The sequence below is a fragment of the Pseudomonas kribbensis genome, from assembly GCF_003352185.1.
Lineage (GTDB): Bacteria > Pseudomonadota > Gammaproteobacteria > Pseudomonadales > Pseudomonadaceae > Aquipseudomonas > Aquipseudomonas kribbensis.
The window spans coordinates 5,721,895-5,739,547 of the sequence record NZ_CP029608.1; the positions used below are offsets into that span (position 1 = coordinate 5,721,895).

Annotated in this window: 12 protein-coding genes and 1 tRNA gene; 12 read left to right on the plus strand and 1 reads right to left on the minus strand. The window is 60.0% G+C overall.

From position 1 onward, the window contains the following. Positions 1 to 2: 2 nt before the first annotated feature. On the minus strand, positions 3 to 1,028 hold the full coding sequence (gene tsaD, locus DLD99_RS26270) for a tRNA (adenosine(37)-N6)-threonylcarbamoyltransferase complex transferase subunit TsaD (RefSeq protein ID WP_039768071.1): 1,026 nt from the start codon (positions 1,026 to 1,028) through the stop codon (positions 3 to 5). Positions 1,029 to 1,227: 199 nt separating this feature from the next. Between tsaD and rpsU the strand changes: the two genes are divergently transcribed. The 12 genes from rpsU (at position 1,228) to pqqB (ending at position 17,635) form a co-directional block, all read left to right on the plus strand. Beyond that, complete coding sequence (gene rpsU, locus DLD99_RS26275; protein WP_002551877.1) at positions 1,228 to 1,443, plus strand: 30S ribosomal protein S21; 216 nt, start codon at positions 1,228 to 1,230, stop codon at positions 1,441 to 1,443. Positions 1,444 to 1,926: 483 nt separating this feature from the next. Next, complete coding sequence (gene dnaG / locus DLD99_RS26280) at positions 1,927 to 3,894, plus strand: DNA primase (protein WP_114885898.1); 1,968 nt, start codon at positions 1,927 to 1,929, stop codon at positions 3,892 to 3,894. 67 nt (positions 3,895 to 3,961) lie between these two features. After that, positions 3,962 to 5,809, plus strand: a complete 1,848-nt coding sequence (gene rpoD, locus DLD99_RS26285; protein WP_085709208.1) for an RNA polymerase sigma factor RpoD — start codon at positions 3,962 to 3,964, stop codon at positions 5,807 to 5,809. Between the two features lie 126 nt (positions 5,810 to 5,935). Further along, complete coding sequence (locus DLD99_RS26290; RefSeq protein ID WP_114885900.1) at positions 5,936 to 9,682, plus strand: bifunctional diguanylate cyclase/phosphodiesterase; 3,747 nt, start codon at positions 5,936 to 5,938, stop codon at positions 9,680 to 9,682. Between the two features lie 15 nt (positions 9,683 to 9,697). Further along, a tRNA-Ile gene (locus DLD99_RS26295) sits at positions 9,698 to 9,774 on the plus strand. A gap of 202 nt (positions 9,775 to 9,976) precedes the next feature. Further along, positions 9,977 to 10,537, plus strand: coding sequence for a PBECR2 nuclease fold domain-containing protein (locus DLD99_RS26300; protein ID WP_114885902.1), 561 nt, complete (start codon positions 9,977 to 9,979; stop codon positions 10,535 to 10,537). 308 nt (positions 10,538 to 10,845) lie between these two features. Then, the gene (locus DLD99_RS26305; protein WP_007959884.1) at positions 10,846 to 11,307 is read left to right on the plus strand and encodes an Lrp/AsnC family transcriptional regulator; all 462 of its coding nucleotides are present in this window, start codon (positions 10,846 to 10,848) and stop codon (positions 11,305 to 11,307) included. 146 nt (positions 11,308 to 11,453) lie between these two features. Then, positions 11,454 to 13,136, plus strand: a complete 1,683-nt coding sequence (locus DLD99_RS26310; protein ID WP_114885904.1) for a flavin monoamine oxidase family protein — start codon at positions 11,454 to 11,456, stop codon at positions 13,134 to 13,136. Between the two features lie 12 nt (positions 13,137 to 13,148). Further along, positions 13,149 to 13,943 (plus strand): carbon-nitrogen hydrolase family protein, encoded by a 795-nt coding sequence (locus DLD99_RS26315; RefSeq protein WP_114885906.1) that lies wholly within the window; start codon positions 13,149 to 13,151, stop codon positions 13,941 to 13,943. 38 nt (positions 13,944 to 13,981) lie between these two features. After that, a complete protein-coding gene (gene pqqF, locus DLD99_RS26320; protein WP_114885908.1) occupies positions 13,982 to 16,408 on the plus strand; it encodes a pyrroloquinoline quinone biosynthesis protein PqqF in 2,427 nt (808 codons plus the stop codon). A gap of 159 nt (positions 16,409 to 16,567) precedes the next feature. Further along, the gene (pqqA, locus tag DLD99_RS26325) at positions 16,568 to 16,642 is read left to right on the plus strand and encodes a pyrroloquinoline quinone precursor peptide PqqA (protein WP_003444522.1); all 75 of its coding nucleotides are present in this window, start codon (positions 16,568 to 16,570) and stop codon (positions 16,640 to 16,642) included. 81 nt (positions 16,643 to 16,723) lie between these two features. After that, positions 16,724 to 17,635: a pyrroloquinoline quinone biosynthesis protein PqqB gene (gene pqqB / locus DLD99_RS26330; RefSeq protein WP_064599867.1), complete on the plus strand. Its 912-nt coding sequence runs from the start codon at positions 16,724 to 16,726 to the stop codon at positions 17,633 to 17,635. Positions 17,636 to 17,653 lie beyond the last annotated feature (18 nt).

Here is a 17,653-nt window from a genome sequence, read left to right on the forward strand (position 1 = left end):
CATCACAGCGCCGACAACTGCTCCATCGGCCAGCGTGCCTGCACGCTGATCGCCAGGCTTTCCTGCTGACCGGCCTGCAAACGTTGGCAACCAGCAAACGCAATCATTGCACCATTGTCGGTGCAGAACTCGGGACGGGCATAGAACACATCACCCTTCATGTCGCCGAGCATTTTCTCCAGTGAAACCCGCAATGCCTTGTTGGCGCTGACGCCACCGGCGATCACCAGACGCTTCATGCCGGCCTGCTTCAACGCACGCTTGCACTTGATGGTCAAAGTCTCCACCACGGCCTGCTGGAACGCCAGCGCGATGTCGCAACGGGCTTGCTCGCTGTCGTCCCCGGCGCTGACGCACTGCTGCCAAGTGTTGAGAGCAAAAGTCTTCAAGCCGCTGAAGCTGAAATCCAGGCCCGGGCGATCGCACATCGGACGCGGGAAGGTGAAACGTCCTGCAACCCCCTTCTCTGCCAGTTTGGCGATTTCAGGACCACCCGGATAATTGAGGCCCATCATCTTCGCGGTCTTGTCGAAAGCTTCGCCTGCTGCGTCATCGAGTGTTTCGCCCAGCAGGCTGTATTGGCCGATGCCATCAACCTGAACCAGCTGTGTATGACCACCGGAGACCAACAAAGCGACGAACGGAAACTCCGGCGGTTTTGGCTCCAGCATCGGCGCCAGCAAGTGGCCTTCCATGTGGTGCACGCCAAGGGCCGGAATGCCCCAGGCAAACGCCAGCGCCTGAGCACACGAAGCGCCCACCAGCAAAGCGCCGACAAGGCCAGGACCCGCGGTGTAGGCGATGGCGTCGATCTCGGTCGGCACGCAGTCAGCCTCCGCCAACACCTGACGGATCAAGGGCAGCATGCGCTTGACGTGATCGCGGGAGGCGAGCTCCGGCACCACACCGCCGTAGACGCGGTGCAGGTCGATCTGGCTGAACAGTGCGTCGGCCAGCAGGCCCCGCTCACTGTCGTATAAAGCGACGCCGGTTTCGTCGCAAGAGGTTTCTAATCCCAGTACTAGCATGGGTTTGCGCCTTGTTTAGGCTGAATTCGAAGGCGCGCATAATAGTCGCCACTGGATGCCCCGACCAGCGGTTTTCGATCAGAGGCTTTGCATTCCGAGCGTTGAGGGGTTAACATCCGCAACCCTTAAAAACTGACGTCTTCAAGTGCTCTTTTGCCGCGAGGATGTTGACCCCGGTAATGAATGAAGGTAGCTCTGGATGCCAGCCGTCAAAGTTAAAGAGAACGAACCCTTCGACGTAGCTCTGCGTCGTTTCAAGCGCTCCTGCGAAAAAGCCGGTGTACTGGCTGAAGTTCGTAGCCGCGAATTTTACGAGAAGCCAACTTCCGAGCGTAAGCGCAAGGCAGCAGCCGCTGTTAAGCGTCACGCCAAGAAAGTTCAGCGCGAACAGCGCCGCGCCGTTCGTCTGTACTAATACACAGACGATCGTAGCAAGCTTCTGCCAAGCCCGGCCCTCAGCCGGGCTTATGGCATTTGCGTAAAACGCTTGATGCTTCACCGTCGAAGCCGCACACGCGACCGAGACAAATCCGCTTCACCGCGTCAGGCCTGGCTCTTTTGCCAGCGGTGCACGTCTTTTCTGACGAGCCTTTCAAGGCTACTGACGAGCACACCCACTGATTCCTCTTACGACGATCAGCCCAAGGCACCTGCTTGCGTGCCCGCTTCATGAGCTATCCGAGGCCTTCAACCGGCCGTCAGCGGATTCAGCGCAACACTTTCACAAAGTCGAAGACTGATAGGTACTAACGTCAGTGGATTTTCGGCAGATACACTTCCCGACAGCGATTACGCAGACGACACCGGTCGAGCCGCACTCTTTGTGCGCTTTCAAGCATGACCCGCGTCCGGCCGCCCATCGCATCGGACTCATTACAGCGCAGACGACGAGAACGCCATGGCCGGGCTGATTCCCCAGAGCTTCATTGACGACCTGCTGAACCGCACCGACATCGTCGACGTGGTCAGCTCGCGCGTGCAATTGAAGAAGGCCGGCAAGAACTACACCGCCTGCTGCCCGTTCCATAAAGAGAAAACCCCGTCGTTCAGCGTAAGCCCCGACAAGCAGTTCTATTACTGCTTCGGTTGCGGCGCCGGCGGTAACGCGCTCGGCTTTCTCATGGACCACGACAACCTGGATTTTCCCCAGGCGGTCGAAGACCTGGCCAAAGCCGCCGGCATGGAAGTGCCCCGCGAAGAAGGTGGCCGCTCGCACAAACCGCGACAGCCGACCGATTCGCCGCTTTATCCACTGCTGACTGCCGCTGCGGACTTTTACCGCCAGGCGCTCAAGAGCCACCCGGCACGCAAGGCTGCCGTGGATTACCTCAAAGGCCGCGGCCTGACGGGTGAAATTGCCCGGGACTTCGGCCTCGGCTTCGCCCCGCCAGGCTGGGACAATCTGTTCAAGCACCTGAGCAGCGACACCCTGCAGCAGAAAGCCATGATCGACGCCGGCCTGCTGATCGAGAACGCCGAAACCGGCAAGCGCTATGACCGCTTCCGCGATCGCGTGATGTTTCCGATCCGCGACACCCGGGGGCGCATTATCGCCTTCGGCGGTCGGGTCCTCGGCGACGACAAGCCGAAATACCTGAACTCACCGGAAACCCCGGTATTCCATAAAGGCCAGGAACTCTACGGCCTCTATGAAGCCCGCAAGAACAACCGCAACCTCGACGAAATCATCGTGGTCGAGGGCTACATGGACGTCATCGCCCTGGCCCAGCAAGGCCTGCGCAATGCCGTCGCGACCCTGGGCACAGCCACCAGCGAAGAACATCTGAAGCGCCTTTTTCGCGTCGTGCCGAACGTATTGTTCTGCTTCGACGGCGACCAGGCCGGCCGCAACGCCGCGTGGCGCGCACTGGAAGCCACGCTGAGCAGCCTGCAGGACGGTCGCCGCGCACGCTTCCTGTTCCTCCCCGAAGGCGAAGACCCGGATACCTTGATCCGCGCCGAAGGCACCGACGCCTTCCGTGCACGGATCAATCAGCACGCGCAGCCGCTGGCAGACTATTTCTTCCAGCAACTGACCGAAGAAGCCGACCCTCGCTCGCTCGAAGGCAAGGCGCACATGGCGACGCTTGCCGCGCCGCTGATCGATAAAGTGCCAGGGGCCAACCTGCGAATCCTGATGCGCCAGCGCCTGACCGAGATCACCGGTCTGAGCAGCGAGACCGTCAGTCAGCTAGCCCAGAGCACACCGCAGGAAGCGCCGCCCGCCTACGACCCCGGCATCGATTACGACGCGATGCCGGACTTCAGCGACTACCATCAGCCGCAGGCACAGGACATGTATGTGCCGCAGCAGGAATGGACGCCGAAGAAACCCGGTGCCGGCGGCAAGAAATGGGACAAAAAGCCCTGGGACAAGAACGGCAAGCGTGGCGGTGACCGCGATCAACCGCGCGCCCCTAGAGTGCCGGCTCCCGTCGAGCCACCGATCATGGCCGCCCTGCGAACGGTGATCCATCACCCGCAACTGGCGCTGAAGGTCGAGACGGCCAGCCATTTTGCGGACGAAGACAATACCAACACTCAGCTGCTGGTGGCCTCACTGGAAGCCGTGCAAAAGAATCCTCAGCTAAACTCTTTTCAGTTGATCTCGCGATGGCATGGCACCGAACAAGGTCGATTGCTGACCCGCCTGGCAGAAAAGGAGTGGTTGATCAACGGAGAAAACCTTGAACAACAGTTTTTCGACACCATAACTAGCTTGTCAGCCCGCCAGCGCGAGCGAAAGCTGGAACAACTTCTCAGGAAATCACGTCAAAGCGATCTGAGCGCCGAAGAAAAAACTTTGCTGCTCGAATTGCTCAAACGGGATGTTCCTGCATCAAACCCGACCTCAACTGGCGCGTGAGGTCATAGCTCAGGTATAATCCTCGGCTTGTTTTTTGCCCGCCAAGACCTTCAGTGGATAGGGTGTTATGTCCGGAAAAGCGCAACAGCAGTCTCGTATTATTGAGTTGATCAAACTGGGTCGTGAGCAGAAGTATCTGACTTACGCCGAGGTCAACGACCACCTGCCCGAGGATATTTCAGATCCGGAGCAGGTGGAAGACATCATCCGCATGATTAACGACATGGGGATCCCCGTACACGAGAGTGCTCCGGATGCGGACGCCCTTATGTTGGCCGACGCCGATACCGACGAGGCCGCTGCGGAAGAAGCAGCCGCCGCGTTGGCAGCGGTCGAGACCGATATCGGTCGCACCACTGACCCAGTGCGCATGTACATGCGTGAAATGGGTACGGTCGAGCTTCTGACTCGTGAAGGCGAAATCGAAATCGCCAAGCGTATCGAAGAGGGCATCCGTGAGGTGATGAGCGCAATCGCGCACTTCCCCGGCACGGTTGACCATATTCTCTCCGAGTACACTCGGGTCACCACCGAAGGCGGTCGCCTGTCCGACGTTCTGAGCGGCTACATCGACCCGGACGACGGCATTACGCCGCCGGCTGCCGAAGTGCCACCGCCGATCGACGCGAAAGCCGCGAAAGCGGACGACGATTCCGAGGACGATGACGCCGAAGCTTCCGATGACGAAGAAGAAGCCGAAAGCGGTCCGGATCCGGTCATTGCTGCCCAGCGCTTCGGCGCCGTGGCCGACCAGATGGAAATCACCCGCAAGGCCCTGAAAAAGCACGGTCGTCACAACAAGGCAGCGGTTGCCGAGTTGCTGGCCCTGGCCGATCTGTTCATGCCGATCAAACTGGTGCCGAAGCAATTCGAAGCCCTGGTCGAGCGTGTTCGCAGTGCCCTGGATCGTCTGCGTCAGCAAGAGCGCGCGATCATGCAGCTGTGCGTACGTGATGCACGTATGCCGCGTGCCGATTTCCTGCGCCAGTTCCCGGGCAACGAAGTCGACGAAAGCTGGTCCGACGCCCTGGCCAAAGGCAAGAGCAAGTACGCCGAAGCCATCGGCCGCGTGCAACCGGACATCATCCGTTGCCAGCAGAAGCTGACCGCACTGGAAACCGAGACCGGCCTGACCATCGCCGAGATCAAGGACATCAACCGTCGCATGTCGATCGGTGAGGCGAAAGCCCGCCGCGCGAAGAAAGAGATGGTTGAAGCGAACCTGCGTCTGGTGATCTCCATCGCCAAGAAGTACACCAACCGTGGCCTGCAATTCCTCGACCTGATCCAGGAAGGCAACATCGGTCTGATGAAAGCGGTGGACAAGTTCGAATACCGTCGCGGTTACAAGTTCTCGACTTATGCCACCTGGTGGATCCGTCAGGCGATCACTCGCTCGATCGCCGACCAGGCCCGCACCATCCGTATTCCGGTGCACATGATCGAGACGATCAACAAGCTCAACCGCATTTCCCGCCAGATGCTGCAGGAAATGGGTCGCGAACCGACCCCGGAAGAGCTGGGTGAGCGCATGGAGATGCCTGAGGACAAGATCCGCAAGGTATTGAAGATCGCCAAAGAGCCGATCTCCATGGAAACCCCGATCGGTGATGACGAAGACTCTCATCTGGGTGATTTCATCGAAGACTCGACCATGCAGTCGCCAATCGATGTCGCCACTGTCGAGAGCCTGAAAGAAGCGACCCGCGAAGTGCTGTCCGGCCTTACTGCCCGTGAAGCCAAGGTACTGCGCATGCGTTTCGGTATCGACATGAACACCGACCATACGCTCGAAGAAGTCGGCAAACAGTTTGACGTGACCCGCGAGCGGATCCGTCAGATCGAAGCCAAGGCGCTGCGCAAGCTGCGCCATCCGACGCGAAGCGAACACCTGCGTTCGTTCCTCGACGAGTAATACCAGAACCCCCGGCCCAGGCCGGGGGTTTTGTTTTATCGGGCAGATTAAATACCTCGCACCACCCTCCCCCGCGCACAGCCCGTCTACACTCGAAACATTCCCCCGTGCCATAACGAGACCGTTATGCCCAGACTGGCGTCCGTGCTTTTTTTGCTGTCACTGATGATCTGGACCGCAACGGCTGACGCGCTGACTCTGACCGATGAAGAACGTAGCTGGCTGGCGGCTCACCCGGACTTGCGCCTGGGTGTCGATGCATCGTGGCCACCCTTCGAGTTTCGCGATGACCAGAACCGCTATCAGGGCCTGGCGGCGGACTATATCGACGTGATCCGCCAGCGTCTGGCCATCAAACTTACGCCCATCGAACCCTCGAGCTGGACAGCCGTGCTCGAACAGGCCAAAAACGGCACGATCGATCTGCTGCCGGGCATCATGTCCACCCCGGAGCGCCAGAATTACCTGGCCTTCACCCGCCCTTACCTGGATTTTCCGATCGTCATCCTCGCCCACGTCGGCGGGCCGCAACCGCGCAAGATCGAGGATCTGTATGGGCTGAAGATCGCGGTCGTCGAAAACTACGCCCCCCATGAACTCCTGCGTACCCATCATCCCGATCTGAATCTGGTTGCCATGCCCAATGTCAGTTCGGCGTTGCAGGCCCTGGCCACCGACGAAGTGGACGCGGTGGTCGGCGATCTCGCCTCAAGTGTCTGGAGCCTGCGCCAGCTCAAGCTCGACGGGTTGTATGTCAGCGGCGAAACCCCTTATCGCTATCAACTGGCAATGGGGGTTCCCCGGGACAGCAAAATGCTGGTGGGCATTCTGGATAAAGTCCTGGCCGACATGTCCCCGGAGCAGATCAGCAGCATCCAGGAACACTGGGTGGGCAACGTCCTCGATCATCGGACATTCTGGTCGGATCTGCTGGTCTATGGCCTGCCAGGCCTGCTGTTGCTGGTGATCATCCTGGCAGTGGTGATTCGCATCAACCGCCGCTTGAGCTCGGAAATCGCCCGGCGCATCGACCTCGAACAGGAGCTGCGCAGCAGCGAGTACCACTATCGCGGGCTGGTAGAGAGCCTGTCGGCCATTGCCTGGGAAGCGCGGATCAGCGATTTCACCTACAGCTACGTATCGCCCCACGCCGAGGATCTGCTGGGTTATCCCCTGTCGCACTGGCTGATTCCGGGCTTCTGGCGCAACATCATCCACCCCGCCGACCTGACCCGGGCACAGAGTTTCTGTGATCACGAAGTCCTTGCCGGGCGCGATCACAGTCTCGATTACCGGGTGATCACCGCTGATGGCCGTTGCCTGTGGGTGCGAGACATCGTCAGCCTTATCGAGCACGGCCACGAGCCGGTGATGCGCGGCCTGATGATCGACATCAGCGAAACCAAGCGTACCGAAGAGGCCCTGCGCCTGTCGGAGCAGAAGTTCGCCTCGGTGTTCCAGCAATGCCCGGACATTCTGGTGATTGCGCGGCTGTCTGACGGATGTCTGCTGGAAGTCAACGAAGCCTTTGAGGAACAGATCGGGCTCAAAGCCGAAGACGTCATTGGTCAGACTGCTACCGAACTCAATATCTGGGGTATTCCCGGCGTTGGCCCCGGCCTGCTGCAACGCCTGCAGGCCGGCAGCATTCGCAACCTGGAGATGCCCTTTCGTCGCAGCAACGGGCAAGTATTCACCGGGCTGATTTCCGCCGAACCGTTCGAACTCGACACCACACCGGCGCTGGTCGTCGTGGTGCGCGACATTACCCAGCTCAAGGAAACCCAACAGCAACTGCAAACCTCCGAAGAGAAGTTCGCCAAGGCCTTCCACGCCTCGCCGGACGGCCTGCTGCTGTCGCGTCAGAGCGATGGCCTGCTGCTGGAGGTCAACGAAGGTTTCAGCCGCATCACCGGTTTCAACAGCGCCATGTCGGTGGACCGTTCGGCACTGGACCTGGGGATCTGGGTCAATCTCAACGAACGCAAGCAGATGCTCGATCTGCTGCACCGTGACGGTTTCGTTCGCGACTTCACCTGCCACATCCGCCGAAGCGACGGGCAAATCCGCCTCTGCGAAGTGTCCAGCCGTCCGCTGCCGATCGGTGAAGAAGACTGCATGCTGACCATCGCCCGGGACATCACCGAACGCCACCTGATGCAGGAAAAGCTGCAACAGGCCGCTACGGTGTTCGAGAGCACCGCCGAAGGTGTCTTGATCACCGATACGCAACAGCACATCAGTGCCGTGAACCGCGCCTTTACCGAAATCACCGGTTACAGCGAAAGCGAGGCGCTCGGCCATACCCCGCGCCTGCTGGCTTCCGGCCTGCACGACAGCGCATTCTATGCAGCGATGTGGCATCAATTGACTGACGAAGGCCACTGGCAGGGCGAAATTTCCAACCGGCGCAAAAATGGCGAGCTGTACCCGAGCTGGCTGACGATCAGTGCCGTGCGCAACCGCGACCGGTTCATTACCCACTTCGTCGCGGTGTTTGCCGATATCTCCAGCCTCAAGCACGCCCAGGCCAAACTCGATTACCAGGCCCACCATGATCCGCTGACCGGCCTGCCGAATCGCACACTGTTCGAAAGCCGTCTGCTGACGGCATTGAATAGCCAGCAAGAAAACGGCGGTCTGGGCGCGGTGCTGTTCCTCGACCTCGATCGCTTCAAACACATCAACGACAGCCTCGGCCATCCGGTTGGCGACCTGCTGCTCAAGGGCATAGCCGTACGCCTCAAAGAGCAACTGCGCGATATCGACACCGTTGCAAGGCTGGGCGGAGACGAATTCATCATCCTGCTGCCGGGGCTGCAACAGGCCGGTGATGCCGACAACATCGCCACCAAACTGCTGAATTGCTTCGGCGCTCCGTTTCAGGCCGGCGAGCACGAGTTTTTCATCAGCGCCAGCATCGGCACCAGCCTCTATCCCCGTGACGGCTGTGACGTCGCCACTCTGATCAAGAACGCCGACGCGGCTATGTATCGCTCCAAGGCCAAGGGCCGCAACCGTGTCGAAAGCTACACCCGCGATCTCACCGCCCAGGCCAGCGAACGGGTGGCGCTTGAGCATGAACTGCGCCGGGCCATCGAGCGCGAAGAGCTGTACCTCTACTACCAGCCGAAAATCAGTCTCGACGATCACAGCCTGGTCGGGGCCGAAGCCCTGATCCGCTGGCGCCACCCGACCTTCGGTGAGGTACCTCCGGAGCACTTCATACCGCTGGCGGAAGAGAACGGGATGATTCTGCAAATCGGCGACTGGGTGCTGGAAACCGCCTGCCGGCAGATGTTCGAGTGGAGCCAGATCTACGAATCCCTGGGCCCGCTTTCGGTCAACCTCGCCGGCGCACAATTGCGTCAGCCAAACCTGCTGGGACGCATCGAACAACTGCTCAAGGACAACCGCCTGAGACCGGATTTACTGCAACTGGAAATTACCGAAAACTTCATCATGAGCCAGGCCGAAGAGGCACTGGCCGTGTTGCACCAACTCAAACACCTCGGCGTGCAACTGGCCATCGACGACTTCGGCACCGGTTATTCCTCGCTGAGCTACCTCAAACGCCTGCCGCTGGACATCCTCAAGATCGACCAGTCCTTCGTCCGCGGCCTGCCCGACGATCCCCACGACGCGGCGATTGTCCGCGCCATCATCGCCCTGGGCCGCAGCATGCAATTCACCGTGATCGCCGAAGGCGTGGAAACCCAGGCCCAGCAACAATTTCTCGCCGCCGAAGGCTGCGAGCAGATCCAGGGCTACATCGTCAGCCTGCCGCTGCCACCGGAGGAATTCGCCGCGACGTTTCTTCGCATAGCCGTATCAGATTTTTCGGATAGCACAGCCGAGAAACCGTCGCTATAATCCGCGGCCTACTGAGGGCCTATAGCTCAGTTGGTTAGAGCAGAGGACTCATAATCCTTTGGTCCACGGTTCAAGTCCGTGTGGGCCCACCAAACATGAAAAAGCCGCACTTATGTGCGGCTTTTTTTCGCCTGTAGTTTGGCGACGCTGTCTTCAAAAACACAGTTTTCGGAAGACTACCGCAAGGTCTGTAGGTAATTTCCCAAGCTGTATTTTTACTTAGGTTTCAGCCTTGTTGGCCTTTTCTCCGAGCGAGTAATCTCCGGGCGCTGCTGCCCGCCAAGGATTACTTTCATGCTCGTGAGTGCTGCGCCACTGGTCAAAGAAGCAGGTGGCCAACAAACATGGATCGACTTAGCTTTGCCCGATCTGCGGACACTGACCAGAGAGCTTCGCTCTGCCGCCATTGAGGAAGTGAAAAGGGCAGACGATGCGCAAGGAGCCCTCAGAATCCTCTTGGCTCACTTCGGATTCATCGACAAGGCGCTACTGGCAGTGACCATCCTCACGCCGATCGGAAATGTTGCGGTGATGAGAGACAAGCTCGCCCATATTGTCGAAAAGCGGGCTGACTCACGAGAGCGCTATGTTCGACATGCCATTGATACGCTGACGGGACCTTTTGAGATTTGGAGAGTCCTGTACGACAACGGTGGATACCGCCTGGCCTTCATTAACGCCTACGAGGCAAAGAATGACATGCTCGTCGTGGTGGATGTCAGGCACGGACTCGTCCTGTGGAATTTCATGCATGCCCCGGCAAGAGCAATGAACAAGCACCGCCAGGGCGAACTTCTCTACAAGAGGTACGTTCTTCAGGACAAACAAAAAGGGGAGCCTGTTGGCTCCCCTTGAGTATTTGAATCCTGATATTGGCATCCTCAGGAAATGGGATGAAGAGGTCTCACCTTACACCGATGTTGCAGCATCGCTGAGGTACCTACGTCTGCTGAAGCCCTGCAAGGCAGCAGATTTCGCGCTCTTGAGGCCATTTTTTATAAAGGCAGCAGGCAAGTCAAATCATTTGTCTGTTCTTTTGTTTCAGTAAAATCCCCCGGCCCGGCGACTGCCTGGCCTCAGCCGCTCAATCAGCACTCACAAGCGCCTCGCGTGACGAGCCTGTAACATGCAGCCCCATTGATCCGTACCGCTGGAGCCTGCCCTTGCCCGACATCCGCCCACCCGTGCTCGATGAAATCGACCGCCAGCTGATCGCTGCCCTGCAAATCAACGCCCGCGAAAGCGTGGCGATGCTGGCCAGGCAATTGGGGATCGCCCGCACCACCGTGACTTCGCGACTGGCGCGGCTGGAAAAGGCCAAAGTCATCACCGGCTACGGTGTGCGTCTGGGTCAGCGCGTGGTGGATGGCGGATTGCAGGCGTATGTCGGGATCAAGGTGCAGCCGCGCTCCGGCAAAGAGGTGTTGCGCCGGTTGAGTGCGATGGCCCAGGTGCAGCAATTGTGCGCGGTGAGTGGTGAATTTGATTACGTGGCGTGGCTGCGCACCGACTCGCCGGAACAGTTGGATCAATTGCTGGATCAGATCGGCAGCGTAGACGGTGTGGAGAAGACCACGACCTCGATCATCCTCAGCAGCAAAATCGATCGCGGGCATCCAGTCTGACCAACAAAATCGTCAGATCGCAGCACATGCACTCAAAACGACGACACTTTGCGTCTTATTAACGTGTTCTACGCTCCCTAGAATGGCTGGCATCTTTTCCTATACTCAGACGCGCATCCGGCGTCGGGTCGCCAGCAAGGTCAGCCATGAACAAGAACAATCGCCATCCTGCAGACGGTAAGAAACCGATCACCATTTTCGGCCCGGACTTTCCGTTCGCCTTCGACGACTGGATCGAACACCCCGCCGGCCTGGGCAGCATTCCCGAGCACAACCACGGCGCCGAAGTGGCGATTGTTGGCGCCGGCATCGCAGGACTGGTGGCCGCTTACGAGCTGATGAAGCTCGGCCTGAAACCTGTCGTTTATGAGGCCTCGAAGCTTGGCGGCCGTCTGCGTTCCCAAGCCTTCAACGGCACTGACGGCATCGTCGCCGAGCTTGGCGGCATGCGCTTCCCGGTGTCCTCCACAGCGTTCTATCACTACGTCGACAAACTCGGTCTGGAAACCAAACCCTTTCCCAATCCGCTGACGCCGGCCTCCGGTAGCACCGTGATCGACCTGGAAGGCAAAACCCATTACGCACAGAGCCTGAAGGATCTTCCTGCACTGTTCCAGGAAGTCGCTGACGCCTGGGCCGATGCTCTGGAGGCCGGCTCGCAGTTCGCCGACATCCAGCAAGCCATCCGCGACCGCGATGTGCCACGCCTCAAGGAACTGTGGAACACCCTGGTGCCGCTGTGGGATGACCGCACCTTCTATGACTTCGTCGCCACGTCGAAAGCCTTCGCCAAGCTGTCGTTCCATCACCGCGAAGTGTTCGGCCAGGTCGGTTTCGGTACCGGCGGCTGGGACTCGGACTTCCCCAACTCGATGCTGGAAATCTTCCGCGTGGTGATGACCAACTGCGACGATCACCAACACCTGGTGGTCGGCGGTGTGGAACAAGTACCGCAAGGCATCTGGCGTCATGTGCCGGAGCGCTGCGTGCACTGGCCGCAAGGCACCAGCCTGAAGTCATTGCACCATGGCGCGCCGCGCTCCGGGGTGAAGAAAATCGCCCACGCGCCTGACGGACGTTTCGCGGTCACCGACAACAACGGCGACACCCGCGAATACGCCGCCGTACTGACCACCTGCCAGAGCTGGCTGCTGACCACCCAGATCGAATGCGACGAAACCCTGTTCTCGCAAAAGATGTGGATGGCCCTCGACCGTACGCGCTACATGCAATCGTCGAAGACCTTCGTGATGGTCGACCGCCCGTTCTGGAAGGACAAGGACCCGGAAACCGGTCGCGACCTGATGAGCATGACCCTCACCGATCGTCTGACCCGTGGCACCTATCTGTTCGACAACGGCGACGACAAGCCCGGCGTGATCTGCCTGTCGTACTCGTGGATGAGCGATGCGCTGAAAATGCTCCCGCACCCGGTGGAAAAACGCGTGAAACTGGCGCTGGACGCGTTGAAGAAGATCTACCCGAAAGTCGACATCGCCGCGCGGATCATCGGCGATCCGATCACCGTGTCGTGGGAAGCCGACCCGCATTTCCTCGGTGCATTCAAGGGCGCCCTGCCCGGCCACTATCGCTACAACCAGCGCATGTACGCGCACTTCATGCAGGACGACATGCCGCCGGAACAGCGCGGGATTTTCATCGCCGGCGACGACGTGTCGTGGACGCCGGCCTGGGTCGAGGGCGCGGTGCAGACATCGCTCAACGCGGTGTGGGGAATCATGAAGCACTTTGGCGGGTCCACACATAAAGAGAACCCCGGCCCGGGTGATGTGTTCAACGACATCGGCCCGATCGCCCTGCCCGAGTAAGAGGAATTCCCGATGCGTGTAGCCCTTTACCAATGCCCACCGCTGCCACTGGAACCGGCCGCCAACCTCCAGCGCCTGCATCAACTGGCGATGGAGGCCAAAGGTGCCGATTTGCTGGTGGTGCCGGAGATGTTTCTGACCGGCTACAACATCGGCAAGGAGGCGGTCGCGACATTGGCCGAGGTCTACAACGGTGAATGGGCGCAGCAAGTCGGACGGATCGCCAAGGCTGCCGGCCTGGCGATTCTCTACGGTTACCCAGAGCGTACCGCCGAAGGGCAGATCTACAACGCCGTACAGTTGATCGACTCGAACGGCCAGCGCCTGTGCAATTACCGCAAGACGCATCTGTTCGGCGATCTGGATCGTTCGATGTTCAGCCCCGGCGATGGCGAGTTCCCCATCGTCGAGCTCAACGGCTGGAAGCTTGGTTTCCTGATCTGCTACGACCTGGAGTTCCCGGAAAACGCGCGGCGCCTGGCCCTTGAAGGTGCCGAGCTGATTCTGGTGCCGACGGCGAACATGATTCCTTTCGATTTCATTGCCGATGTTTCCGTGCGCTCCCGCGCTTTCGAAAACCAGTGCTACGTGGCTTACGCCAACTACTGCGGCCACGAAGGCGATATCCATTACTGCGGACAAAGCAGCATTGCCGCGCCGGATGGCAGCCGCATCGCCCAGGCCGGACTGGACGAAGCCTTGATCGTCGGTGAGCTGGATCGCCAGTTGATGGTCGACTCCCGCAGCGCCAACCGTTACTTCAACGACCGCCGCCCCGAACTTTACGACGCGCTCAACAAGCGCTAATCCGCTAGCATTGGCACTTCACTGTTCTGGAAGTGCCCATGCCTGCGCCCACTCACCCCCGCCCCCACAACGAAACCCTGGCCAACGGCTTGCGCGTGACCCTGCGTCACGTGCCCGGCCTGAAGCGCAGCGCCGCTGCGTTGCGCGTGGCTGCCGGTAGCCATGATGTGCCGTTGGCGTGGCCGGGACTGGCGCATTTTCTTGAGCACTTGTTGTTTCTCGGCACCGAGCGATTTCCTGCACAGCAAGGGTTGATGGCCTACGTACAAGGTCACGGCGGTCAGGTGAATGCCAGTACCCGTGAGCGCACAACCGATTTCTTCTTTGAATTGCCGCAGGCGTCCTTCAGTGGCGGGCTGGAGCGTCTGTCGGACATGCTCGCCCGCCCGCGTATGGATCCGGACGATCAATTGCGGGAACGGGAAGTGCTGCAGGCGGAGTTTGTCGCATGGTCGAAGGATGCCGCGGCTCAGCAGAAAGAGGCGCTGTTCGAAGGGCTGTCAGCAGCGCATCCGTTGCGCGGCTTCCATGCCGGGAACCGCGACAGCCTGCCGGTAGAACAAGCGGATTTTCAGCAAGCACTGAAAGATTTCCATCAACAGTTTTACCGAACCGGACAGATGACACTGAGCCTGGTCGGACCGCAGAACATTGAAGAGCTGCGAACGCTGGCCGAGCAGTTTGCCGCTGCGCTGACACTTGGGGATAAAACTGAGCAGGCAGCGCCCTTTCGCTTGATGGACAATCCACAGACAAGTTATCAACAGGTCGGCGAGCGACACGGCAATCTGCTGTTTGCACTGGAAGACCTGCCGAAGTCATCGGCCGATGCGCTGGCGTTTCTCTGTCACTGGTTGAACAACGCCAAACCCGGTGGGTTGCTCGCGCATTTGCAGCGGCAGGGTCTGGCGGAAGGTTTACAGGCCTGTGTGCTGTATCAATTTGCTGAGCAAGCTTTGCTGCACCTTCAATTCACTGCGGCGTCCGGATCACTCGACACCATCCGCGCACAATCTCTCGACTGGTTGAGCTTCTTCGCAGCGCAGCAGGACTGGCCGGCATTGCGTGCGGAATACGCGGAACTGCTTCAGCGACAGCAGCAAGTCAGCGGTGCACTGCAACTGGCGCGGCTCGACAGCGAACAATTCGAAAGCGGCCTGTCCGAATCGGCCGTTATGGCGCTCAAAGCGGTTCTCGGCAAAATCGGCACTGTGGATAACTTCAGCAGTCACTGGCATCTGCCGGCTGCCAACCCGTTCCTGCGCACAGCCGAACCGCTGGCCAACGCCGGCCTGATCCGTGGCCAGACCAGCGCTCACCGGGGTCTGCGCACGTTCGCTCAGGATCGCTCGCGCAGCCGCCGTGAACGCTCGCCGATGCAGTTCAGTCAGGCACTGCCGGATAACAGCGACGTAGGCGCGGTGTATGTGCGCTGGCAAACGGAAGCAGCGGCCACGGCTGAGCTGCAGGCGAAACTGCAACACAGTCTGCGGGAAGTGTCGGGCGACGCACGTCAGGCCGGAGTCGAGTTGTCGTTCAGCACCACGGGTAATCAGTGGCTGCTGAAAGTGACCGGTCTGCAGGAAACGCTGCCCGCTGTGCTGGAGCATGCGCTGAAATCTCTGACACAAGTGGGCGCCAACGCCGTAAAGGAAGAGCCGCAACCACCGTTGATACCGATTCGCCAACTGCTCAAGGCACTGCCCGAACACTGCCTGCCAGTGGTAGGCGAATCCGATGACGCCGCGTATCTGTGGACAAGTTCCCGCTGGGACGGTCTGGCGCTGGGCCTCAACCCACAGACCCAATCCGCCATGGGCCTGGCCCTGAGTCGCATCCCCGGCACACCGGACAATCAATTGCCCGCACCGTCGGCAATCAACACCGGTTACCTGTGGCGCCAGATCGAAAGTGCTTCCAGCGAACACGCCTTGTTGCTGTTCTGCCCGAGCGCCAGCCACGAAATCGCAGACGAAGCTGCGTGGCGCCTGCTCGCACACCTGTGCCAGACGCCGTTCTACCAACGCCTGCGAGTCGAGCTGCAACTGGGTTATGCGGTGTTCAGCGGATTGCGCCAGATCCATGGCCGCAGCGGATTGTTGCTCGGTGTGCAATCGCCAACGACCAGCGCCGCACAATTGCACGTGCACATTCAACAGTTCCTCGACGGTTTGCCGGCCCTTATCGAACAACTCGATGACGCCAGCCTTGCCCTGCAACGCCAGACGCTTGCCGATCAGTTCGATGACAGCGTCCTGTCCGGCAAAGAGGCAGCCGAGCTTCTGTGGCAGGCCCGTCTCGCCGGCCACTCGTCGGATTATCTGCTGCAATTGCGCCGGGCCATCGCTCAACTGGGTCGCCCGGCATTGCTGGCCGCCGCACAACGCCTGATCCGCGCCGAAGGCGGCTGGCACGGTCTGTCCAGCGACCCTGCGCCAGGCGCGCCATGGCAAGCGGCAAAATGATCATTACCGGGGCTGCAAGGAGCTTTCTCAAAGATTCACGGGCCAACCCCCTGAAATTTTGAGTAACATAGCCACCTAACTATTTGGAACATCTCAGCGCTGCCGTGGACTATACCTATGGATAGCGCTATCTCACCCACCTGAAGAAGGAGTCACCCGATGGCCTGGACCAAACCTGCTTACACCGACCTGCGTATCGGCTTCGAAGTCACCATGTACTTCGCCAGCCGCTGAGTTCTGCCTCGTCAGAATTGCAGTGCAACGCCTCGGCTCGCCGGGGCGTTTTATTTTCAGCGTTGAAATGATGGAGCGTTCATGTTCGTCCAGATTCTGGGTTCGGCCGCCGGTGGCGGTTTTCCGCAGTGGAACTGCAACTGCGTCAATTGCGCCGGTTTTCGCGACGGCAGCCTGAATGCCAAGGCCCGCACCCAGTCGTCCATCGCGATTTCCGATGACGGCGTGAACTGGGTGCTCTGCAATGCCTCGCCGGACATCCGCGCGCAGCTCCAGAGCTTCGCCCCGATGCAACCGGGCCGGGCCCTGCGTGACACCGGCATCAGCGCGATCATCCTGATGGACAGCCAGATCGACCACACCACCGGCCTGCTCAGCCTGCGCGAAGGCTGCCCGCATCAGGTCTGGTGCACGGACATGGTCCACGAAGACCTGAGCACCGGTTTCCCGCTGTTCACCATGCTCAAGCACTGGAACGGCGGGCTGGACTGGAACCGCATCGAACTCGACCAGAGCTTCACCGTCGCCGCCTGCCCGAACCTGCGCTTCACCCCACTGCCGTTGCGCAGCGCTGCCCCGCCCTACTCGCCGCACCGCTTCGACCCGCATCCGGGCGACAACATCGGGCTGATCGTCGAAGACCTCAGCACCGGCGGCAAACTGTTCTACGCCCCGGGCCTGGGCAAAGTCGACGCGCCGTTGCTGGAAATCATGGCCGGCAGCGACTGCGTACTGGTGGACGGGACGATGTGGGACGACGATGAAATGCAGCGTCGTGGCGTCGGCACTCGCACCGGCCGTGAAATGGGCCACCTGGCGCAGAACGGCCCCGGCGGCATGCTCGAAGTGCTGGAACAGCTTCCCGAGCAGCGCAAGGTGCTTATCCACATCAACAACACCAACCCGATTCTCGACGAAGACTCCCCGGAGCGCGCGGAACTGGTGCGACGCAATGTTGAAGTGGCGTATGACGGCATGAGCATCGTCCTGTAACGAATGGCCCGGAGAACC